At 52.0% G+C, this 21,921-nt stretch carries 20 protein-coding genes; 18 read left to right on the plus strand and 2 right to left on the minus strand.

The features are described 5' to 3' along the window. The first annotated feature begins 68 nt into the window (after positions 1–68). The 3 genes from HAV38_RS00155 to erpA all read left to right on the plus strand — a co-directional run bounded on the left by HAV38_RS00155 (position 69) and on the right by erpA (position 1,845). Positions 69–755, plus strand: a complete 687-nt coding sequence (locus HAV38_RS00155; protein WP_245182115.1) for a DUF6776 family protein — start codon at positions 69–71, stop codon at positions 753–755. Positions 756–868: 113 nt separating this feature from the next. Then, positions 869–1,330 (plus strand): bactofilin family protein, encoded by a 462-nt coding sequence (locus tag HAV38_RS00160; RefSeq protein ID WP_168051246.1) that lies wholly within the window; start codon positions 869–871, stop codon positions 1,328–1,330. 155 nt (positions 1,331–1,485) lie between these two features. Beyond that, a complete protein-coding gene (erpA, locus tag HAV38_RS00165; RefSeq protein ID WP_168051248.1) occupies positions 1,486–1,845 on the plus strand; it encodes an iron-sulfur cluster insertion protein ErpA in 360 nt (119 codons plus the stop codon). A 217-nt stretch (positions 1,846–2,062) separates the two neighbouring features. Here the strand turns inward: erpA and HAV38_RS00170 are convergent, their stop codons facing one another. Then, entirely contained in the window at positions 2,063–3,223 is a 1,161-nt protein-coding gene (locus HAV38_RS00170; protein ID WP_168051250.1) for an anhydro-N-acetylmuramic acid kinase, read from the minus strand. Between the two features lie 82 nt (positions 3,224–3,305). After that, on the minus strand, positions 3,306–4,676 hold the full coding sequence (locus tag HAV38_RS00175) for a M23 family metallopeptidase (RefSeq protein ID WP_245182116.1): 1,371 nt from the start codon (positions 4,674–4,676) through the stop codon (positions 3,306–3,308). A gap of 393 nt (positions 4,677–5,069) precedes the next feature. Here HAV38_RS00175 and tyrS point away from each other — a divergent pair, with 393 nt between their 5' ends. From tyrS to mraY, 15 genes are all read left to right on the plus strand, one after another. Further along, the gene (tyrS, locus tag HAV38_RS00180) at positions 5,070–6,335 is read left to right on the plus strand and encodes a tyrosine--tRNA ligase (RefSeq protein WP_168051254.1); all 1,266 of its coding nucleotides are present in this window, start codon (positions 5,070–5,072) and stop codon (positions 6,333–6,335) included. A gap of 122 nt (positions 6,336–6,457) precedes the next feature. Beyond that, positions 6,458–6,919: a D-aminoacyl-tRNA deacylase gene (gene dtd / locus HAV38_RS00185; protein WP_168051956.1), complete on the plus strand. Its 462-nt coding sequence runs from the start codon at positions 6,458–6,460 to the stop codon at positions 6,917–6,919. 126 nt (positions 6,920–7,045) lie between these two features. Beyond that, positions 7,046–7,705 (plus strand): histidine phosphatase family protein, encoded by a 660-nt coding sequence (locus tag HAV38_RS00190; RefSeq protein WP_168051256.1) that lies wholly within the window; start codon positions 7,046–7,048, stop codon positions 7,703–7,705. 137 nt (positions 7,706–7,842) lie between these two features. Beyond that, positions 7,843–9,207, plus strand: a complete 1,365-nt coding sequence (locus tag HAV38_RS00195) for a GGDEF domain-containing protein (protein ID WP_168051258.1) — start codon at positions 7,843–7,845, stop codon at positions 9,205–9,207. A gap of 137 nt (positions 9,208–9,344) precedes the next feature. After that, a complete protein-coding gene (gene dusB, locus HAV38_RS00200; RefSeq protein WP_168051260.1) occupies positions 9,345–10,358 on the plus strand; it encodes a tRNA dihydrouridine synthase DusB in 1,014 nt (337 codons plus the stop codon). A gap of 199 nt (positions 10,359–10,557) precedes the next feature. Then, positions 10,558–10,791 (plus strand): Fis family transcriptional regulator, encoded by a 234-nt coding sequence (locus tag HAV38_RS00205; protein ID WP_168051262.1) that lies wholly within the window; start codon positions 10,558–10,560, stop codon positions 10,789–10,791. Positions 10,792–11,101: 310 nt separating this feature from the next. Then, the gene (gene purH, locus HAV38_RS00210) at positions 11,102–12,667 is read left to right on the plus strand and encodes a bifunctional phosphoribosylaminoimidazolecarboxamide formyltransferase/IMP cyclohydrolase (protein ID WP_168051264.1); all 1,566 of its coding nucleotides are present in this window, start codon (positions 11,102–11,104) and stop codon (positions 12,665–12,667) included. A 232-nt stretch (positions 12,668–12,899) separates the two neighbouring features. After that, a complete protein-coding gene (gene ruvC, locus HAV38_RS00215; protein WP_168051266.1) occupies positions 12,900–13,442 on the plus strand; it encodes a crossover junction endodeoxyribonuclease RuvC in 543 nt (180 codons plus the stop codon). Between the two features lie 644 nt (positions 13,443–14,086). Beyond that, entirely contained in the window at positions 14,087–14,515 is a 429-nt protein-coding gene (gene mraZ, locus HAV38_RS00220) for a division/cell wall cluster transcriptional repressor MraZ (RefSeq protein ID WP_168051268.1), read from the plus strand. 10 nt (positions 14,516–14,525) lie between these two features. After that, on the plus strand, positions 14,526–15,512 hold the full coding sequence (rsmH, locus tag HAV38_RS00225; protein WP_168051270.1) for a 16S rRNA (cytosine(1402)-N(4))-methyltransferase RsmH: 987 nt from the start codon (positions 14,526–14,528) through the stop codon (positions 15,510–15,512). Next, positions 15,509–15,784: a cell division protein FtsL gene (gene ftsL, locus HAV38_RS00230; protein ID WP_168051272.1), complete on the plus strand. Its 276-nt coding sequence runs from the start codon at positions 15,509–15,511 to the stop codon at positions 15,782–15,784. The genes rsmH and ftsL overlap by 4 nt, the downstream gene beginning before the upstream one ends. Next, positions 15,781–17,544, plus strand: coding sequence for a peptidoglycan D,D-transpeptidase FtsI family protein (locus HAV38_RS00235; RefSeq protein ID WP_168051274.1), 1,764 nt, complete (start codon positions 15,781–15,783; stop codon positions 17,542–17,544). The genes ftsL and HAV38_RS00235 overlap by 4 nt, the downstream gene beginning before the upstream one ends. Further along, positions 17,544–19,184 carry a UDP-N-acetylmuramoyl-L-alanyl-D-glutamate--2,6-diaminopimelate ligase gene (locus tag HAV38_RS00240; RefSeq protein WP_168051276.1) on the plus strand — a complete coding sequence of 547 codons (1,641 nt, stop codon included), beginning with the start codon at positions 17,544–17,546 and terminating at the stop codon, positions 19,182–19,184. Before HAV38_RS00235 ends, HAV38_RS00240 begins: the two co-directional genes overlap by 1 nt. Positions 19,185–19,336: 152 nt before the next feature. Next, positions 19,337–20,749, plus strand: a complete 1,413-nt coding sequence (locus HAV38_RS00245) for a UDP-N-acetylmuramoyl-tripeptide--D-alanyl-D-alanine ligase (RefSeq protein ID WP_184013415.1) — start codon at positions 19,337–19,339, stop codon at positions 20,747–20,749. Beyond that, on the plus strand, positions 20,749–21,918 hold the full coding sequence (mraY, locus tag HAV38_RS00250) for a phospho-N-acetylmuramoyl-pentapeptide-transferase (RefSeq protein WP_168051278.1): 1,170 nt from the start codon (positions 20,749–20,751) through the stop codon (positions 21,916–21,918). The genes HAV38_RS00245 and mraY overlap by 1 nt, the downstream gene beginning before the upstream one ends. Positions 21,919–21,921 lie beyond the last annotated feature (3 nt).

Here is a 21,921-nt window from a genome sequence, read left to right on the forward strand (position 1 = left end):
AACGTCTGGGCCTGGATGCAATGAAAGTCACGTTGTGGCGTCGGCGGATGTCGGTTTCGGCGCCCAGAATGAGCGTAAAAAGCCACTTCCCGTGGCCGCTAAAAGCGATCTTCTTAGTATTGATCATCGCCTTTGGCGCGACTATCGCTTTGTGGGCTTATTATTCCGGTCGCAATTTTGCCAGCGCGAATGCCGTCACGGCACGGGACGTCGCGGCCCTGAACCGCCAGATCGCCGATTTAATGGTTGAGCGGGATCGCTTTTCAAGTGTGGTCAACGCTGCCGAAAGTCAGGCCAACATTGCGTCAGCCACACAGACTCACTTAAGCCAGCAGATTGCTACGCTAGAAGCTGATAACGCCAAACTCAAAGAGGATCTTGCGTTTTTCGAGGGCTTGTTACCCATTGCTACCGGTAGCGACGATATTGCGATTCAACGCCTGAGCTTTGCGTTAACAGCGCCGACCCAATTACGCTACCGCTCTTTGATTATGCGGGGCGGCAAAGTTGGACGAGACTTTGTTGGCGATTTGCAAATAGTAGTCACCGCCGTGGTACGCGGCAAGAATCTCATTTTAACTTATCCCGAACAGAGCGCTAACTCCCCCGAAAAGGCAGCCTTTCAGCTCGACTTTAAATACTATCAGCGCATCGATGGCGTATTGACGCTGCCTGATGGGACGGTGGTAAAAAGAGTGCAGGCCCGGGTGCGCGAAAATGGCAAGGTCCGCACGCAGCAAAGTGCAAATTTATAGTAGTGCAAGTTTGACTATTGTGGGAGCCTTTGAATTGGTGCAAACTAACTTCTCTGCATTGCAAAGGGGCAACGTTTACACCGATCAAGATAAATCGTAATTTGAGGAATGACATGTTTAACAGCCGCAAAGCAAAAAACACCATCGATAGTCTGATTGGCGCTGCAACCAGTATTCACGGCGATGTACATTTCAAAGGCGGCTTGCGGATAGACGGGCACATAATAGGCAACGTTATAGCCGACGAGGCGCTGACCTCCATGCTCGTGATATCTGAAAAAGCCAAAGTGGAAGGTGAAATCCGGGTAGCGCATCTCGTCGTTAATGGTGAGATATTCGGAAATGTTTTTTCGTCTGATTTGCTTGAATTACAGCCGAAAGCCCGCATAACTGGTAATGTGAGTTATAAAGCGCTCGAAATGCATAGTGGCGCGGTGGTAAGCGGTAAATTGACGCATGAACAAGCTGCGCCAATACCGGCACTAAAGTTGCTTGAAACTTCAATCGTTCCTCAGATTTCGCAATCTGTTCCAGTCCCCAGCCTTGACTTGCCGAAAGGCACAAAGGTGGGGTAGAGCGGGGCGGGCGGTATGTCTGGGGCGAGCTTGCATAATTATTAGCCCGCTGCACGGGACATATGTGGTCAGATGGATGCCGGGATGGTATCCGGCTGCATGATTGTCGCTAACAGCTTATAATGACGTACCGTATGTTCCCGCAGGAGCCAAAAATGAATGCAGTAGCTGAAATCCAAGACGTAGTATCCCCGATCCTTTTTTCCGATAGTGCGGCCGCTAAGGTGGCGCAACTGATAGAAGAAGAGGGTAACCCCGATTTAAAACTGCGCGTCTTTGTGCAGGGTGGCGGTTGCTCTGGTTTTCAGTACGGTTTCACTTTTGATGAAATCGTCAACGAAGACGACACTACCATGACCAAAAACGGCGTTCAGTTGTTGATTGACTCAATGAGTTATCAATATCTGGTTGGTGCCGAGATCGACTATAAAGACGATCTGGAAGGCGCACAGTTCGTTATCAAGAATCCAAACGCAACAACAACTTGTGGTTGTGGCTCATCTTTCTCGGCATAATTTGTTTGGTCGGGATCGTGCTGTGATGGCAGCCTGAGCTACTATGGCTGCAATGCGTTAAATTGGACTGGGTCGAGTGATAGCAGATTAACCCAAGGCTGCTGCGGTCTATAATTACGTGCATCAAGCATTTCGACAAGTTAGCCAAAACGCTGAGGATATTTTTTAAAAAAGACACCGGTATTATTTGATCCGGTGTCTTTTTTTGTCTAGACCATCAGGCCGGATAAAGTGCACCTAAAATACGCGGCCCGGCAGCACCGGTGACAGCGGGCAAATTACCGGGTAAGCGCAGATCGAAGCGTTGCGCCAGCCACGCAAAAGCCAGTGCTTCCACATGATTTGGTGCAATGCCGAGTGTATCGGTTGACGCAACGCTAGCAGACACGCCTCCCCGACTAAGCGCCTGACCTAATGCTTGCATCAAATGCGCGTTATAAGCGCCTCCCCCGCACACGACAACTGTGCTGACGTCCGCGGCGTACCGCACAATCGCATCGGCGATCGTCGATGCGGTAAGGGCGGTAAGCGTAGCTTGCACATCGGCGGGCGCAAATTGAGGAAATAATGCCAGTTTCTCTGCCAGCCAAGCCTCATGGAACAGATCGCGTCCAGTACTTTTAGGCGGTGGTAACGCAAAATATGGTTCATCCAGGCACGCCTTCAACAACTGCGGAATGACTTTGCCGCTGGCTCCCCAAATGCCGTTGGCATCGTAGTCCTGGCCTTGGTTTACCTTGACCCATAAATCCATCAGTACGTTACCGGGACCGGTATCAAAACCGATATCCGCATCGCTCACAGCGCCATTGATTTGTGGGCGCAGAACGCTGATATTGGCGATCCCGCCGATATTTACCACTACGCGTGTTTCTGCCGGACTGGCAAATACCGCTTGATGAAAAGCCGGGACCAGCGGCGCCCCTTGTCCGCCGGCGGCGATGTCGCGACTACGAAAATCGGCAATTACGTCAATTCCGGTAAGCTCCGCTAAAAGTGCCGGGTTATTGGTCTGGCGGGTAAAGCCCAGTTCCGGTCGATGCCGGATAGTTTGTCCATGGACCCCAATCGCGCGTATCTGATTGGCACGGTAACCGGTGTCGGCAAGCAAGCGCTCTACGCAAGCCGCGCAGTGCGTGGCCAAGGTATGGGCAACAAGTGATTCGCGCTCAATTTCATTTTCGCCCGCTTGTTGTAGCGCCATTAATTCCCGCCGTAGCGCCGCGGAAAAAGGCACGTAGGCAGAAGCCAAAGTAGCGATTGGATTGTGACCCATGGCATCGCTGGAGAATGATGCAATGACGCCATCGATGCCATCCAGGCTAGTGCCCGACATTAATCCAATGAAGAAAGGCGTATTCACGTTTTGCGTAGTCATAAAAAACCCGTTGTTCAATCATTCAATTTTACAAGGACTGATCAATCAACGGGCTTTTTGGAGAGGTGAGAAGCAGAATAATTTATGAGATAGACGACGATTTTGCGGCTAAATTCGTGATTTTAGCTGGCGTCTCCGCTGCATCGGCTTGCAGCAACGTAAAGCGATGCGACATATCGCTCGCTACAGCACGAAAACGTTGAAGTTTCGGACCTGCGAGCGCTTGCATGGTAGGCGCAACCACGGTGAGAGGATCTAGCGGCTTGTTAGCGACGCGATATTCATAATGTAGATGCGGTCCTGTGGCCCAACCGGTCATCCCGACAAATCCGACAACGTCGCCCTGATCGACCCTGCTACCCCGATGAAAACCTTTTTCGAAGCGGCTCATGTGTGCATAGACGGTCGAGATGTTGTTGGCATGCTTGATAATCACCACATTGCCATAACCACTTTGGACGCCAACAAAATCGATTACGCCGTCGCTGGCTGCGTGAATAGGCGTGCCGGTAGGTGCCGCAAAATCGACGCCGCTATGCATTTTCCAGGCGCCCAGAATCGGGTGAGTCCGCATGGAAAATCCTGAAGAAATCCGCGTAAATGCCAGTGGGGACTTCAAAAAAGCCTGCTTCATTGAGGAGCCGTCAAATCCATAATAGCTGCCGCCCTGCGCGCTCTTCGGGTCGTCAAACCAGACTGCCTGAAAGGTTTTGCCAGCATTCACGAACTCACCAGCAAGGATGCGTCCTGCGCGCACAAATTGACCGTTCTGCCAAAACGTCTCATAAGCAACATTGAAGCGATCGCCACGCTTAAGATCGGACGAAAAGTTAATATTGGTACCGAACATTTCGACGATCTGGGACGACACTGCATCAGGAATTTCTGCATCATCGGTGGCCGCAAACAATGATGACCGAATGATACCGGAGTGCATTTCAATACGGGTTTCAAGAACCGCTGTCTCTTCGATTGCATCGAACGCCTCCCCCTTGCGGGTCACGACGAGGTTAGGGGCGTCTTTGCCAGAGCTAGGCGTTGCCCGCAACCATTGCAGATCGCCCTGGGAGTCAGTTTGAGCTTGCACGATGCTGCCCGGTTTAAGGCGCAACATGGCACTGGCGGTGCTATCGGAGCGGATGAAACTGGAGGCAGCGGAGTCGTTGATACCAAGCCGCGTCATCAATGCAGCGATTGTATCGCCAGAGCGCATTTTTTCTTCGGCTACATATAAATTATCTTGTAATTCGAGTGCTGCGACCTGCTGGTGTAGACTCGGCAGCATTAATTCTTCTGCGATAGCGCGGACATGAATGTCGGACGTATCGGGCGTGATGGGCGCGACGCCTGCAGCACCAAAAGCGCACACAACGAGAAATAGGGCAGAAGCCGACACAATGCGGGTTTTGCGTGATGAACCGGTCAACAGCCGGAGGCTGGGACGAATGTTCATGAATTTATTTTTAAAGGACATTGAGCTATACGTTAAAATTTGCCGTTTGTACCGATTCTAGTTAATGTTCTGATGTTGCTGGACACTATGGCAAGGGGTTTAAAGGAATCGAGCATTATATCAGATACGAATTCCCTGATTTCATAAGTGTTAAATATGCAACTTTTAGGCGCGTCCGGGCGAATTCCAGCGCTTTTCAAACGCTTTTTAACGTTTCTAATACAGCTTAAGTAACGGTCATATATTTGAATAAGGATGGCCGTTGTGAGCGATTTGAGTGTTGCTTTGTAACGCGCGTCGCATTGTGTTTCACTACTTGCCTCATGGGTTGGCTCACTACCGCTTGACGCACTGATTTTTTTAGACTCATTACGCTATACGTCAGAATAAAATATGCCTTCATTATCTTTAAATACTTCTCCTGCAGTTGCAGCGGAAAACGCGCCATTGGTACTTTCCGACAAAGTTCAAGAAGCATTGGTTATCACCAAGCGTGGCACCGAGGAACTGCTAATCGAAGCCGATTTTGTGCGCAAGTTACAGCGCTCGGAGCTTAGCGGTAAACCTTTGCGCATTAAATTAGGACTAGATCCGACAGCGCCGGATTTGCATCTTGGGCATACGGTGGTGCTCAACAAGATGCGTCAGCTGCAGGATTTGGGTCATAACGTGATCTTTCTGATCGGCGATTTTACGTCGATGATCGGTGATCCGTCGGGACGGAATATTACCCGTCCGCCATTGACGCGCGAGCAGATCGAAGAAAACGCCAAGAGCTATTTTGCGCAGGCCAGTCTGGTCCTGGACGCGGACCGGACCGAAATTCGTTATAACTCCGAATGGTCCGATAAGCTGGGCGCGCGCGGGATGATTCAGCTATCGGCAAAGTACACCGTCGCACGGATTTTAGAGCGCGAGGATTTCACCAAGCGCTACAAAGCCGGCACCCCGATTTCGATGCACGAGTTGTTGTACCCGTTGATGCAGGGCTATGATTCAGTAGCGCTGGAATCGGATCTGGAGCTGGGCGGCACCGACCAAAAATTCAACCTGTTGGTCGGTCGCGAACTGCAAAAGGATTACGGTCAGGAGCAGCAATGCATTTTGACGATGCCGCTTCTTGAGGGATTGGACGGCGTAGAAAAAATGTCGAAATCCAAGGGTAATTACATCGGCATTACTGAACCCGGCAACACCATGTTCGCCAAGATTATGAGCATCTCGGATGTCATGATGTGGCGTTACTTTGAGTTGCTATCGTTCAAATCGCTGACGGAAATTGCCAGATACAAGGCGCAGGTCGCTGACGGTCAAAATCCGCGTGACATCAAGGTAACGCTGGCGCAAGAAATCGTCGCGCGTTTCCACAACCAGCAAATCGCAGAAGACGCGCTGGTTGATTTTGTCAATCGCGCTAAAGGCGGGATACCTGACGATATACCGGAAGTCAGTTTGACTGGCGCGCCGCTGGGAATAGGGCAATTGCTCAAGCAAGCCAATTTGTGTGCTTCGAGTTCAGAGGCGCTGCGCATGGTCGAGCAGGGCGGCGTACGCATTGACGGCACCGTGATCAGCGATAAAGGCTTAAAAGTGGACGCCGGAACGTTGGTGGTACAGGTGGGTAAGCGCAAATTTGCGCGGGTCACGTTGACTGCCTGATCTGTCCCTTGTCTGGCATCCTGGACGCGACGTTCGTTCTGATCGTACTGATTATGCAGAACAAACACGGCTACCTGAATGTCGCTTTCGAATGTCGCTTTCTTTACATAGACTGGATTAAATTGATTGCACTTATTCAGCGCGTAAGCCATGCAAGCGTGGTGGTGGACGCGATGACCGTCGGCGCGATTAACACCGGTTTGATGGTGCTGGTCTGCGCCGAACGCGGCGATACCGAAAAGCAGGCGAATGCGTTATTGACGAAACTACTGGCTTATCGGGTTTTTGGGGACGACGCAGGCAAGATGAATCGCAGCGTCACAGACGTGTCCGGTGGCTTACTGCTGGTGCCGCAATTCACGTTGGCGGCCGATACAAATTCTGGCACGCGGCCATCCTTTACGCCAGCCGCCGCGCCCCAGGACGGTCATCGACTGTTCAGTTATTTTGTCCGGCAGGCGCAGGCCAGGCATTCGCAAGTTGCTACAGGTTTGTTTGGTGCCAACATGCAGGTGACGTTGACAAACGATGGCCCGGTCACATTTTGGCTGCAAATTAAGCCGCCAGCAGCGGCATGCAACTAATCAGCTTCCCTTTCACTTGGCAGATACATTTCGGTACAGAGAATGTTCGCTATTGGCGAATTACAGTATTCACTTCGATCCTTCAACTCCGAAAATCTGACGCAAATCTTACTTAAACAGACGCTCATGCAGACCACAGAAATTTTATTGATTCGCCACGGCGAAACGGATTGGAATACTGAAAAACGCATACAAGGCCATATTGATATTCCCTTGAATGCCAAAGGTCGGCGTCAGGCAGCCGCGCTGAGTACGCGACTAGAGGGCTTGAGTCTGGACGCGATTTTCTCAAGCGACTTGCAACGCGCCCGAGATACTGCCGCGCCGGTCGCAGCGCACCATGGTTTGACGGTCCAGATCCATGAGGATTTGCGGGAGCGCTGTTATGGCGTGATGGAGGGGTTACAACGTCAGGAAGTCGCCCTGCGTTATCCGTTGGCGTATGCAGCGCTCGATGCACGGGCGCTGGATGTCCGTTATCCGCCCGGCATTAACGTGGCCGAGACTATTAATGAGTTTTCGGCGCGCGCAATCGGTGCATTGCACCGCCTGCTTAATAAAGCGACACATCAGCGAATCGCGGTCGTCAGTCATGGCGGGGTGCTTGATTGCATCTATCGACATGTTAGCAACGTGGCGCTGGGTGAAGCACGCGCGTTTGATATTTTGAATGCCAGCATTAATCGCCTGCTATGGAATGGCGAGCAATTCAAGCTTGTTTCATGGGGCGACATCGAACATTTAAGTCATCTGGGCGATATTGTTCTCGATGAGGTAGACAAGTGATGCGCGCAGACGTGTGAAGTAAACGTAATACCCTGCCTGCATAACATCGCACCTAATTTCTCAATACGCGGCCATCAATGTCAGCCGTTTGTGCTAGTCTCCGTCGATGTGGTCAAGATCGGTTAATCGGAGCCAGCATGAAATTTAGTTTGTTTTGCTCGCGCGAAAAACGCGCTGCGGCGGGGCTCCCAATCACTGCACTCGTTGGGCCAATTGTGGATATCGCAGATCGACAAGGAACTGCGAAAGCCGTCAGTGAGCCGAAAAAACCCAGCAATTTAAGCACCAAAAGCACAATCAGCACGGAAAGCGCCCTAGGGTCCGATGAGTCCAGTTCGGGTGAACGCTTAGGTGAGCGCGGTAACCCTGAGCGCGGAGGGGCCGAGCGCATGCGCCTCGCTGGCGCGTTACACCATTTAGTGCGCGAGTCGTCTCAGGGCAGCCGTGACGTTCAAAGTCTACAACGTGTCTGTGAACTTATACTGGCGGCTACCCCGACGTTGCGTCTGGTATGGATAGGGTTTTGTCAGGACACGGACGAGCAAACTATCGGGCCGACGGCATACGCCGGTGCCGCGATGACCGAGTCTGCGGAGTGGGCGTTGTCCAGAGATAGTTTTGATTTTGTTGCGCCTTATAAGCAGCGCGTGGATTGGCAGGCCACGCAAGAACATGAGTTCCATGCGCTGTTTAGTCCGTGGAAAAACAGCCAGCAAGAATGCTCCGTGACCTGCGCGCTAGCCATTCCTTTGCATGCCGAAAAGTCCATGATGCATGGCATGATCGTATTTTATGCAGATGATGGCAGTTATTTCAAGGATACCGGCGTTCCTGCATTTCAGGCGCTGGCGCACGTTTGCGAAATAATCTGGAAGCAATCGCATTTAACTTTTTTGCTCACACAGCACGCACGTCTGGATCGACTGACCGGACTATTAAATCGCCAGCGGATCGCACATGCCTTTACCAGAAGTGCAGTAGCGATTAAGCTCGCCAATACTACCCAAGGCACCCAAGCTCACGAGCCCGCACGACCCTTTTCCATACTCTATTGCTACCTGCACGATTTTAGCAAACTTAGCGCGCTATACGGCTGGGTAACTGCCGATAACCTTTTAGCATCTTTTGCCACTGCTACTCTGTCCCAATTGCGCGAGGACGACAAGGGTGGGCGTTGGGGAACCACAGAATTTTTGTACATATTGCCGGACACCGATGCCATGGAAGCAGCACATGTACTGACCTCGTTTATTGATCATTTTAAGAGTTCACCCGTGGTCGCTGATAGCTGGACGATTCGGATGGGATTCTCCGTCGGAGCGGCAACTTATGGCATTGATGGGGTAGGTCTGGATGAGCTACTGCAATATGCTAGCCAAAATATGCGTCATTCGACCGGGTCGAATATGGCTTATGACAGTCCTGCGTATCAGGATGCTGCGCGCTGGCGCTTTGCCGCGACCACAATTAACGCGTCATCCAATGCCGAGACCTTTAGATGAGCACGATGACTGGACTCACCACAGGTTCGTTAAAATAACTTGTCAGGTTTCCGCCAGATTTAGCGTATCTCACCCCCATTCGCGATAAAATAGTGGCTTCCCCCATTTAACGCTCTTCTGGCGCGAACCATTCTGCCGTGAATATTGGTCCTCATTTACTTCGTAACAATGTTTTTGTGGCACCGATGGCCGGTGTCACAGATCGCCCCTTTCGACAGCTATGCAAAGAGCTGGGCGCTGGTTACGCGGTATCCGAAATGGCAGCCTCCAATCCACGCCTGTGGAAGACCGAAAAAACCTCGCGCCGCATTAACCATGATGGTGAGATGGCACCGCGCGCGGTGCAGATTGCCGGTGCAGATCCGCGCATGTTGGCGGAGTGCGCACAATATAACGTCGATCATGGCGCGCAAATCATCGACATAAATATGGGATGTCCGGTCAAAAAAGTCTGCAATAGCTGGTGTGGTTCGGCGTTGCTTCAGGATGAAAAACTGGTGGCGCGGATTTTAGAGACAGTCGTGGCAGCAGTTAATGTCCCTGTAACACTGAAATTCCGCACCGGCTGGGATCGCCTTAACAAGAATGCACTGAATATCGCACACGTGGCCCAAGAGAGCGGAATTGCTATGCTGACGTTACATGGCAGAACGCGCGCCGACGGTTATAACGGCGATGCAGAATACGCGACTATAGCGGCAGTAAAGGCCGCGGTGTCGATTCCTGTGGTGGCAAACGGTGATATTACGACGCCAGAGAAGGCGCGACAGGTATTGGCGCTAACCAACGCCGACGCGATCATGGTTGGTCGTGCGGCGCAAGGGCGTCCATGGATATTTCGCGAGATTGAATATTTTCTGCGGACCGGAACCCACATGCCGCCGCCGTTAGTTAGTGAGGTACAGCATTTAATGGCCGAACATTTGCGTGCCCATTACAGTTTTTATGGCGCCTATTTGGGGGTGAGAACTGCCCGCAAGCATATCGGCTGGTACGTCCGCGATCTGTCCGGCGGGGAAGAATTTCGTCAACGCATGAACCTGCTGGAAGATTGCGATCAACAATTAGCGGCAGTAAACAGCTTTTTTGAAATGCAATATGCGCATGGCAACCGGTTACAATACGGGGCTGCAATGCAGATGGCTGCCTAAGCAAAAATGTGAGATCGGCGTGAGCGGCAAGGTGAAATTTTGGATACCAAATTTACATGTGAACGCCGCCGATTGCGCCAAAAACATGCACTAGAGCATACAGTCAGTTGGGTATTTGATCATAAAAATTTGATCAAAAGATAGCAACCTTTGCTTTAGTCTAGTCCCACTACAGTTAAGTAAAATAGTAAAGCGAAGAATGAGCAAAGAAAGTATTCAAGAAGTTGTTAAAAAAAGCCTTGAAAAATATTTCAAGGATCTGGGGGAACAACCACCCACTAACGTGTATGACATGGTGATCTCCACGGTTGAAAAACCGGTGCTTGAGGCAGTTATAGCGCGAGCCGAAGGAAACCAGTCCCATGCGGCCGAGATGCTGGGCATCAACCGTAATACGTTGCGCAAAAAGTTGTTGCAGCATGGCTTGTTGTAAATTTATTACTTTGAAGCTAAAAAAGCGGCTAGAAGCCAAGTTGACGAAGTACATAGCATAATGGTCAGTGCTAATGCTGACTGTGCCGCTGCCCTCACTGTCGTCCTGACTGCCGGATAGCGTGATTGGCAGGGCAAATGTTCTCATTTAAATGGTCACTGGTACGTTCTCCAGGACTTTACTTTATCAATCCAATAGTTACCCGGCATTGTTAAAACCGTCAGATGAATAAGCCCGCCAGGCAGCACGTTGAGTGGTTTGTTTAAAGTTTTTTTATTGTTTGTAACGCATCCTTTCCTGAGCCCCCACCATGATTAAGCAAGCCCTCATTTCAGTTTCCGATAAGACTGGCATTCTGGAATTTTCCCGCGAATTAGTCGCACTCGGCGTGAATATTTTGTCCACCGGCGGCACCGCCAAACTGCTTGCGGATAATGGGATCAAGGTGACCGAGGTTGCAGATCACACGGGTTTCCCGGAGATGCTGGATGGGCGCGTCAAGACGCTGCACCCTAAAGTACACGGCGGGATTCTGGCACGCAGAGACTTTCCCGAGCATGTCAACGCTCTGGCTGAACATCAGATCCCCCTCATCGACATGGTGGTGGTCAATTTATACCCTTTTCAAAAAACCATCGCCAACGACCAGTGCGCGCTGGAAGACGCGATTGAAAACATCGATATTGGCGGTCCGGCAATGTTGCGTTCTTCCGCCAAAAATCACAAGGACGTCATTGTCCTCTGCGATCCGTCCGACTATGCGACGGTGCTGGCTGAACTAAAGGCGAATCAGGGCGAGGCGTGCTATGAGACCAAGTTCACTTTGGCGAAGAAAGTATTCGCCCACACCGCCCAGTATGATGGTGCTATTACCAACTATTTTACGTCATTGGGTGCAGATAAAGAGCATGAAACACGTAGCGCTTATCCCACGACGCTTAATCTGCATTTCGAAAAAGTACAAGAAATGCGGTACGGTGAAAATCCACATCAGTCTGCCGCTTTCTATCGTGATATTCACGCGACGGAAGGTGCGCTGGCAAATTATCGCCAACTGCAAGGGAAAGAATTGTCTTTCAATAACATTGCCGACGCAGATGCTGCGTGGGAATGCGTTAAAAGCTTTGACGAAACCGCATGCGTTATCGTAAAACATGCCAATCCGTGTGGCGTCGGCGTGGGACTCACGACACTGGAAGCGTATAGCAAGGCATTGCAAACCGATCCGACTTCAGCGTTTGGCGGCATAATTGCGTTTAATTATGAAGTCGACGGCAACACGGCGGAAGCAGTCGCAAAACAATTCGTTGAAGTAGTCATTGCGCCATCATTCACGGATCAGGCCAAACAAATTTTTACTAACAAGCAAAATGTGCGGGTGCTAGAAATTGCCCTTGGTCATCAACGCAATACGCATGACTTGAAACGTGTTGGCGGTGGTTTGCTGGTGCAGGCACCAGATGCTAAAAATGTCACACTGGCAGAAATTAAAGTGGCGAGCAAAAAGCAGCCGACCCCCCAACAGCTGCAAGACTTAATGTTTGCATGGCGCGTTGCCAAGTTCGTCAAGTCGAACGCGATTGTTTTTTGTGGAAATGGTATGACGCTTGGCGTGGGTGCGGGCCAAATGAGTCGTGTCGACTCCGCCCGGATTGCCTCCATCAAGGCGCAACATGCAGGTTTGTCATTGGTCGGATCGGCTGTGGCTTCGGATGCATTCTTCCCATTCCGTGATGGACTGGATGTCGTGGTCAATGCGGGCGCTACCTGCGTGATTCAGCCCGGTGGTTCAATGCGCGATCAAGAAGTGATCGATGCAGCGGACGAGCAAGGCATAGTCATGCTCTTGACCGGCGTCCGGCATTTCCGTCATTAAATTCAAGTCTACTTCACGATAAACTCGGGCTAAACGGGGATAAGCGCGCCGTGCAAAAAAACGGTGCTGAAACAACCCGTGGAAGCCCTCCCGCTGACCGCCGTGAATGGCAACGGATATACTTTTATCCTTTAGCCATCATTTGTGGTCCGGCGGGCGCACCATCTCTCCTCTGTCCCATTCTTTGCCCGTCATTGGCGCCCATTATCCGCACTGCGGTAATTTATCAACTATGAGAATCCTCGGTATTGATCCAGGTTTACGGACTACAGGTTTTGGCGTGATCGACAAGCATGGACATAAGCTAGCCTATGTAGCCTCAGGGACGATTAAAACGCCGGATGCCAGCTTGCCGGAACGGCTAAAAGTCATTTTGGCCAGCGTTTCCGAAGTGATCAGAACTTACTCGCCAGATTGCTCAGCAATCGAAATCGTTTTCGTCAATGTAAATCCCCAGTCCACGCTGTTACTTGGGCAAGCCCGGGGTGCCGCTATTTGCTCGCTGGTCAGTGGCAATTTATCGGTGGCAGAGTATACCGCGCTGCAAATTAAACAAGCGGTTGCGGGTCATGGTAAAGCCCAAAAGCAACAGGTGCAGGATATGGTGCAACGACTGTTGTCCTTGCCGGGTTTGCCGGGAAGCGACGCTGCCGATGCACTGGCTGTTGCGATCTGTCACGCTCACTCCGGCGATGCGCTGGCGGCGCTATCGGCACTGGCCCCGACCCTCGGTAAAAAGGGATTGCGGGTCAAGGGCGGTCGTTTAATTGGTTGAACGGATTTAACGGCAAGCAAAGCTTTGACTTGGTTCTTAGTCGTTGTGATCGGCTAAAGGAGAATGTTATGCGCTCCTGTTGGTAACCAACGGCGACAGTCAACTTGAGGCCGGGCAATAAACCTACGCGTCGCAGCGCCGAAGGTAACTTTAGAACTTCATTAAGCGAGCCATAGACGCATAAAGTTGGAATAAAAATATGCGTTTCTGCGCCTGAAAAACTCCCCGTTCAAGACAGATAGAGAAACAGTAGTCGGATTTATAAGAATCCGATTTATTTCCTTTGCCAAAGCCTTTTGTGGCCAAAACCAATACTGATGCGGCACTAAATGTGTGCAAACTTTAAACAGGCGCGGGGACCAAAACATCGGCGTTTAGCTTAGAAGCAACCTCGCAATGTTGCCGTAAGTCCTTCATTTATCAAGGTATTTGTTTGTTCAAACCTTGGTGGCTTTGTTGTCTGAGTTGCGCTAAGTCATTGACTTTACACAAAAATTTCTAATTCACATGATGTAAATGGCTTGACCTCCTATTAGCCATCCTCTAAAGTGGGTGGCAGTGTGAAAAAGTGTTTTTTTGTGGGATCGTTTTTAATGTTTTCCTGATATTTTTTTTGCCAATACAACATTTAATAGGAGTCTGCGGTGTTTCAGGGTGCGTCAGCTTTAAATCTCGATGCAAAAGGACGGATGTCAATACCGTCAAAGCATCGTGACGCGCTGACCGTTCAATGCGAAGGCCGGCTGACTGTCACTCGGCATCCGCACGGCTGCTTATTGCTCTTTCCACGCCCGACATGGGAAAGCCACCGCGAACAAATCGCGGCATGGCCAATGTCGGCTCGCGCATGGCAACGTATTTATCTTGGTAACGCTTCCGATGTTGAGCTCGATTCCGCAGGGCGAATTTTGATCGCCCCAGAACTACGCGTCGCCGTTGGCATATCGCGAGAAATAATGTTGATGGGAATGGGTAGCCATTTCGAGATTTGGGACGCAGCCAGATTGGCTGAAAGCGAGTCGCAGGCAATTGCCGCTGGCATGCCCGATGTATTAAATAACTTTTCCTTCTGACGGCGCCAAGATGATTGAACACTCGGTGCCCGAATTCCAGCACCGCACGGTATTGCTGGATGAAGCGGTGGAAGCTCTGAATATTACCGGTCCCCGTGCGAACGGCGTGTATGTTGACGGCACATTCGGGCGCGGCGGTCATAGCCGGAAGATTTTAGAAAACTTGGGGCCTCAGGGCCGCCTGATAGCATTCGATAAAGATTTGCAGGCCATTGCCACGGCTAACACTATTGTTGATTCACGGTTTGAGATCGTGCACGACAGTTTTGCGACGATGGCTCAGGCATTGCACGCGCGTCAGATTACGCAAGTAGATGGCGTGTTGCTTGACCTTGGAATCTCTTCGCCGCAAGTTGATGACGCTAGCCGGGGTTTTAGTTTTCGCTCTGATGGTCCACTCGACATGCGGATGGATACTACGCGCGGTGTGTCTGCCGCAGAGTGGCTGGCGACAGCCGATGAACAATTAATAGGAAAGGTTGTACGCGAATATGGGGAAGAACGGTTTGCTGTTCAGATTGCAAAGGCGATTGTTGCTGGCAGGACAATCCAGCCAGTTTCAACCACACGACAGCTTGCCGCGATCGTGGCAAACGCTGTCAAAACCCGTGAAAAAGGCAAAGACCCGGCCACTCGCACATTTCAAGCTATCAGGATCTACATCAATAAGGAACTTGAAGAACTCAAAATAGTGCTGGATCAGGCTTTTGAACAGATGTCCCTTCAGGGGAGATTGGTTGTGATCAGTTTTCATTCGCTGGAAGATCGCATCGTCAAGCAGTACATGGCCTCTAAAGCCAAGCTGCCGCAGCCGGACCGTCGATTACCGATTCTCGCCGTGGATTTGCCCCAGCCGCAATTAAAACTGGTGGCGCGGGTTATGCCGTCGGACGCCGAAGTCGCCGCCAATCCGCGCTCGCGTTCGGCAGTGATGCGTGTCGGGGAGCGGCTTGCAGCCGGTTCTAAAGTCGCTCCAGTGCTGAGTAGAATTTCATGATCGGGCGCATCAATGCCGTCCTGACATTGGCCCTGGTCTTATGCGCGTTGGCGCTGGTCAATGCGCGCTATCAGGCGCGTCAGTTGTTTATTGAGCTGGGTCGCGCCCAAAGTCAGGCGCGGCAACTGGATATCGAATGGTCGCAATTGCAGCTTGATCAATCGACGCTAGGCAAAAACGCGCGGATTGAAGCCAGTGCGCGGCGCGATCTGAACATGGTCCCGTTGACGCCGCAGCGCACCCAATACTTAAGTCTGGGGGGTAAAAAATGACCCGTAATCCCCCGCGTACCGCTGCGTCCAAAGGCATGCCGTTTACTGCCAGCCCGGTACTAAAGGTCAAACTTCCGGTATGGCGCTCACGCGTCGTGCTGTTCCTGTTGTTCGCCGCATTTTTTGCATTGGTGGCGAGGGCGTTATGGCTGCAAGGCGTGTCGACCGCTTTTTTGCAAAAGCAGGGCGCGTCGCGGTATGCACGTACGCTCGAACTACCCGCGACCCGCGGCAAAATCACTGACCGAAACGGGCATGTTTTGGCCTCATCAGTTCCGGTAAAAGCGATTTGGGCTATTCCGGAAGATGTGCAGCAAGCACCCAAAGAGAAATTGCAGGCGCTCGCCAAGTTGCTCGATATGACTCAAGCCGAGCTGAACAAAAAACTCGACTCTGACCGTAGCTTCGTTTATCTGAAGCGACAAGTCGAAAAAGACGCGTCCGATCAAATTGCCAAGCTAGGTATAGCCGGGATCGAAACGCGTCCTGAATACAAACGGTTTTATCCGGAAGGCGAAGTTGCCGCGCACGTAGTAGGCTTTACCAACATTGAAGATGCCGGGCAGGATGGCATGGAACTTTCACAGCAAAAAACATTGGCCGGTACAACCGGCAGTCGCCGGGTGATTAAAGACCGCCTGGGTCGTATTGTGGAAGACATTGAAGCAGTCAAAGAGCCGCATGACGGTCGCGATCTGGTGCTATCAATCGATAGCAAGATTCAGTACATTGCGTTTACCCAATTAAAAGAAATGGTTGAGCGGACCAAGGCCAAGGCGGGCGGTATCGTCGTGGTTGACGCCAAAAGCGGCGAAGTACTCGCGCTCGCCAATCTACCTAGCTATAACCCGAATGACCGCTCGATCCTCACAGGCGCGCAATTGCGTAATCGCGTGATGACCGATACCTTTGAGCCGGGTTCAACCTTAAAGCCATTTACTGTGGCATTGGCGCTGGACACCAATCGGGTTCAGCCAGGGACAACTTTTCAGGTTCCGGACAAAATGACAATCGGTACCGCGACTATTGGCGACTCTCATCCGCACGGGTTGCTGACCATGAGCGTCGCGCAAATTATCCAGAAGTCGTCCAATCTGGGAACCGCCAAAATTGCGTTGCAAATGCCAGCTGAAGAGATGTGGGAAATGTTCACCACCGTCGGGCTGGGACAGCAACCAAAATTTGGCTTTCCTGGTGCTGTCGCCGGACGCGTCCGACCATTCAAATCATGGCGTCCGATTGAACAGGCGACGATGAGTTACGGTCATGGCATTTCGGTCTCGTTAATTCAGATGGCGCATGCGTATACAATTTTTGCACGTAATGGCGATCTAATTCCTTTGTCATTCAAAAAGGTCACTGAACCGCCCGTCGGACAGCGCGTCATCTCCGAAAAAACGGCGTTGACCATGCGCGCCATGCTGGAAAGAGTGACAGCGCCGGGCGGCACGGCACCAAAAGCACAGGTCCCAGGATATCGGGTTGGCGGCAAGACCGGCACGGCTTACAAAATTGAGAACGGCAAATACGTCAGAAAATATATTGCCGACTTCGTAGGATTTGCACCGGCATCCGACCCGCGCATTATTGTTGCCGTAATGATCGATGAACCGAGCAACGCGTTTCGTTATGGCGGCGATTCTGCCGCACCGGTTTTTGCGAGCGTGGTGGGCAATGCATTGCGTACTTTAAACGTGCACCCCGACTCTAATATTACCGATATCATCATACCAACCGATGGTCCGAAGGAGAGCTTCTGATGACTATCGCACGCGCTCACGCGGCATCTGATGTGCTATCCGAGGCAGCATCCGACGTGACCTCTGTCGTGGCCTGGTTGCGCGGACTTGCTACGGTATCACCGACAGGGAGGCCAGTCTCGGACTCGCGCAAAATATCGGCTGGTGATGTGTTTTTTGCTTATGCCGGTGACGAATCGGATGGTCGTAATTACATAGCACCAGCCTTGCAGAATGGTGCGGCTGCCGTGGTCTTTGAGGCCACCGTATCTACGCCCCCACAGCCTGCTCAACCATTTTTGTGGAATTCTGAATGGGCCGTGCCACATCTGGCGGTGGTGGGATTGAAAAAATTAGCTGGTCCGATCGCGAACAGTTTTTATCAGCAGCCTGACCGGGATATGCGCATCATCGCGGTGACCGGCACCAATGGCAAAACCTCATGCAGCCAATGGCTGGGTCACGCGTTGTCGCAACTTGGGCAGACAGTGGGCGTGATTGGCACCTTGGGCATCGGCATCTTTGCCCCGCGTCAACCGGTCGCGTTCGAGGTCACCGGTTACACCACGCCGGACGCGGTTCTGCTACAGGGTAAGTTGGCTGATTTACAGAAAGCTGGGGTGCAAGCGTTGGCAATTGAAGCATCGTCCATCGGACTGGATCAAGGTCGCTTGAATGGCATGCATATCGACATCGCCTTATTTACCAATTTCACCCGTGATCATCTGGATTATCACGGCGATATGGCGACTTATGAAGCCGCGAAGCGCGCGCTTTTTGACTGGCCCGGTTTGCAGCATGCGGTGATTAATCTGGACGATGCGATGGGGTTGCGTCTGGTGCAGCATTTGCGTCAAAACGGTAGTGAAGCCGGTAATGAAGCCGGTAATGAAACAGCGCTGATCGGCTATGCCTTGACCGATGAAGCGATGAAGAGTGCTGCGGCGTTCGGGGACCTGCCGATATTGCGTGCGACGGCAGTGCGCAGCAACGCTGGCGGCACCATCTTTAACGTTACTTCCCCGTTTGGCAGTAGTCAGGTTAAGACGCATTTGGTCGGGCAGTTTAACGTCAGCAACGTCCTCGGCATCCTTGGTGTACTGCTAGCCAAAGGGACCAAATGGGAAGTCGCGATCAATACACTGGAACGCTTGACTTCCGTGCCGGGACGAATGGAGCAGTTCGGTGGCCAGGATGCGCCATTGATCGTCATTGACTACGCGCATACCCCGGACGCATTGGAAAAAACTTTGCTGTCCCTGCGTCAGGTAGCGCAGCAACGCGGCGGTGAGTTGTGGTGCGTATTTGGTTGCGGCGGCGATCGCGATCCCGGAAAACGGCCGCAGATGGGCGCCATCGCAGAGTCAGCGGATCACGTGATAGTGACCAGTGACAATCCCCGTAGTGAGGATCCTACCGCCATCATCGCCCAGATAGTAGGGGGCATGACCGCACCGACGGCGGCCCAGACGCAACAGGATCGCGCAGCAGCAATCTTGCGCGCGGTACGAAAAGCGGGCAAAGCCGACGTCGTGTTGCTGGCAGGTAAAGGTCATGAAACCTATCAGGAAATAAAAGGAAAAAAATTGCCATTTTTAGATGCGGACCATGCTGCTCTGGCGCTGGCCTCGCGTGCGACTATGAAGGGCGGCTCGGTATGATCAAAGTGCCGACCATAGCCACCGGAATGCCGGCCACCGGAATGCCGGCCACCGGGATGCCAGCCAACACCTTGACGACTACATTCTCAGCAGCGATCAGTGATCTGCAAAACTGGTTGCAATCATCGCAGCAGCAGGTCAGCGTTGCCGCTATGAGCAACGTGGATGCCAACATTATCGTTACTACCGGCCTGAGCATCGATAGTCGCGCAGTCGCGCCCGGTAATCTGTTTGTCGCGCTGCGCGGTGACCATTTTGATGCACACGATTTTCTCGATCAAGTGATAGCACAGGGAGCAAGCGCGCTTATAGTTGCTCGTGCTCCGGCCAATTTATCTGTGCCGGCCCTTGTAGTCGCTGACACGCGTGCCGCCCTTGGCGCAGTTGCGAACGGCTGGCGTCGCCAATTCTCATTGCCGTTGATCGCGGTCACCGGCAGCAATGGCAAAACCACGGTCAAGGAGATGATTGCCGCGATTCTGGCAGCCGCATTTGGCACCGATGGTTATCTCTCGACACGCGGTAATTTGAATAACGAAATAGGCGTCCCGCTAACGCTGCAACGGCTGGGTGCAGGTCATCGGGCAGCCGTGGTCGAGCTTGGCATGAATCACCCTGGCGAGATCGCGGTACTGGCAGCTATCGCCGCGCCGACCGTTGGCTTAGTTAACAACGCACAACGCGAGCATCAGGAATTCATGGCCACTGTCGAGGCAGTCGCCGCAGAAAATGGCGCGGTCATCAGCGCTTTGCCTGAGGCCGGGATTGCCGTATTTCCTGCCGACGATGCGCATACATCTTTGTGGCGTGATCTTGCCGCAGCAAAGGGCGTTCGCGTCATGACATTCGGTTTGTCGGCCGACGCGGACGTTAGCTGCACTTATCACGCAACGGCATTTGGTAGCGATCTGCAAGTGGTCATCCAGACGCAAGGCCAAACGCAAACGCACACTTTCACGGTCACCTTAAGTGCAGCGGGCGAACATAACGTGCGTAATGCACTCGCCGCGATCGCCTGTACCTTGGCGATCGGTATTGAAGCCGATGCTATTGAGCGCGGCCTGGCTGCGTTCGCCCCGGTCAGTGGCCGCTTGCAGCAAAAATTGGCACAACACGTGGGCTGTGCGGGCGCTTTGGTGATCGATGATACTTATAACGCCAATCCGGATTCGGTGCGGGCCGCGATTGATGTGCTGGCACAGTTTGCCGCGCCGCGTTTGCTGGTATTGGGCGACATGGGCGAAGTCGGTAACGACGGCCCGGCGTTCCATCAGGAAATCGGTGCCCATGCGCGTCAGCGCGGCATCACCAATTTACTGACATTAGGTCCGTTGGCAATTGATGCCGCCCGTGCTTTCGGCGCACCTGCGCAACATTTTGACGACATCACCGCATTAACCGGCGCTGTGGACTCTCTTATGACGTCCACCACGACGGTACTGGTTAAAGGATCCCGCTTCATGAAAATGGAACGTGTAGTCGCGCATCTGGTAAATGGGGTTGGCATTAACGATTCATCAGCATTATCATCTTCACCCTTTTTACCAACTCAGGAGTCGCACTAATGCTGCTTTGGCTAGCGCAAATTTTTCAGCAGGATCATAGTTTTCTGCGCGTATTTAACTTTATTACTTTTCGTGCGGTCTTCGCGACGCTGACTTCTTTAGCAATTGGTTTGATCGCAGGTCCTGGCGTAATTCGCATGTTGGCGCGGCTGAAGGTGGGGCAGGCTGTACGCACCGATGGTCCGCAAACGCATTTGATCAAATCCGGTACGCCAACGATGGGTGGTGTTCTGATTTTGATCGCCATCGGAATTTCTACTTTATTGTGGGGCAATTTAAGTAATCGTTTTGTGTGGATCGTATTGCTGGTGACGCTGGGTTTCGGTGCCGTCGGTTGGGTCGATGACTATCGCAAGGTCGTCTATAAGGATCCAAACGGCATGCGCTCGCGTGAAAAGTATTTCTGGCAATCGCTAATTGGCGTGGTAGCGGCGATATGTCTGGCATTTTCGGTCTCCGGCGCAACCAATATGCAGGTATGGGATTTGTTTGTCGCCTGGATTAAATCCGGTTTAAGTATGGATTTGCCGCCGAAAGCAGATTTGATTGTGCCGTTCTTCAAAACCGTCAGTTATCCGTTGGGCGTATGGGGTTTTATGGCGCTGACCTATTTTGTCATCGTCGGCACGAGTAACGCGGTCAATTTGACGGATGGCCTTGATGGGCTGGCAATTATGCCGACGGTATTGGTCGGTGCCGCGCTGGGCTTGTTTGCGTACCTGACCGGTAATTTTACTTTTGCGCATTATTTGCTGATTCCCCATATTCCCGGCGCTGGCGAATTATTGATTTTTTGCGGTGCGATGGCTGGCGCAGGACTGGCCTTTCTTTGGTACAACGCCTACCCCGCGCAGGTCTTTATGGGCGATGTCGGGGCACTGGCTTTGGGTGGTGCCCTTGGCACGGTAGCGGTTATTGTGCGACAGGAAATATTGCTTTTCATCATGGGCGGCATTTTTGTCGTCGAGACGTTGTCAGTGATGTTGCAGGTGATTTATTTTAAATACACCAAGAAGCGCTTTGGCATCGGTCGCCGCGTATTGCTGATGGCACCGTTGCATCATCACTATGAACAAAAAGGTTGGAAAGAAACGCAAGTCGTCGTTCGCTTCTGGATCATCACCATGATGCTGGTGCTGTTTGGTTTATCCACGTTGAAGTTAAGGTAAAGA

The sequence above is a fragment of the Glaciimonas immobilis genome (assembly GCF_011947285.1).
Lineage (GTDB): Bacteria > Pseudomonadota > Gammaproteobacteria > Burkholderiales > Burkholderiaceae_D > Glaciimonas > Glaciimonas immobilis.

Excerpts from the sequence above, each read along its gene's own strand:
- tyrS (WP_168051254.1), top strand. The coding sequence starts at position 5,070 with ATGCCTTCATTATCTTTAAATACTTCTCCTGCAGTTGCAGCGGAAAAC.
- erpA (WP_168051248.1), top strand. The coding sequence starts at position 1,486 with ATGAATGCAGTAGCTGAAATCCAAGACGTAGTATCCCCGATCCTTTTT.
- rsmH (WP_168051270.1), top strand. The coding sequence starts at position 14,526 with ATGATTGAACACTCGGTGCCCGAATTCCAGCACCGCACGGTATTGCTG.
- HAV38_RS00160 (WP_168051246.1), top strand. The coding sequence starts at position 869 with ATGTTTAACAGCCGCAAAGCAAAAAACACCATCGATAGTCTGATTGGC.
- HAV38_RS00175 (WP_245182116.1), bottom strand. The coding sequence starts at position 4,676 with ATGAACATTCGTCCCAGCCTCCGGCTGTTGACCGGTTCATCACGCAAA.
- HAV38_RS00195 (WP_168051258.1), top strand. The coding sequence starts at position 7,843 with ATGAAATTTAGTTTGTTTTGCTCGCGCGAAAAACGCGCTGCGGCGGGG.
- HAV38_RS00240 (WP_168051276.1), top strand. The coding sequence starts at position 17,544 with ATGACTATCGCACGCGCTCACGCGGCATCTGATGTGCTATCCGAGGCA.
- HAV38_RS00235 (WP_168051274.1), top strand. The coding sequence starts at position 15,781 with ATGACCCGTAATCCCCCGCGTACCGCTGCGTCCAAAGGCATGCCGTTT.
- HAV38_RS00205 (WP_168051262.1), top strand. The coding sequence starts at position 10,558 with ATGAGCAAAGAAAGTATTCAAGAAGTTGTTAAAAAAAGCCTTGAAAAA.
- HAV38_RS00170 (WP_168051250.1), bottom strand. The coding sequence starts at position 3,223 with ATGACTACGCAAAACGTGAATACGCCTTTCTTCATTGGATTAATGTCG.
- HAV38_RS00155 (WP_245182115.1), top strand. The coding sequence starts at position 69 with ATGAGCGTAAAAAGCCACTTCCCGTGGCCGCTAAAAGCGATCTTCTTA.
- ftsL (WP_168051272.1), top strand. The coding sequence starts at position 15,509 with ATGATCGGGCGCATCAATGCCGTCCTGACATTGGCCCTGGTCTTATGC.
- HAV38_RS00190 (WP_168051256.1), top strand. The coding sequence starts at position 7,046 with ATGCAGACCACAGAAATTTTATTGATTCGCCACGGCGAAACGGATTGG.
- ruvC (WP_168051266.1), top strand. The coding sequence starts at position 12,900 with ATGAGAATCCTCGGTATTGATCCAGGTTTACGGACTACAGGTTTTGGC.
- mraY (WP_168051278.1), top strand. The coding sequence starts at position 20,749 with ATGCTGCTTTGGCTAGCGCAAATTTTTCAGCAGGATCATAGTTTTCTG.
- HAV38_RS00245 (WP_184013415.1), top strand. The coding sequence starts at position 19,337 with ATGAGCAACGTGGATGCCAACATTATCGTTACTACCGGCCTGAGCATC.
- purH (WP_168051264.1), top strand. The coding sequence starts at position 11,102 with ATGATTAAGCAAGCCCTCATTTCAGTTTCCGATAAGACTGGCATTCTG.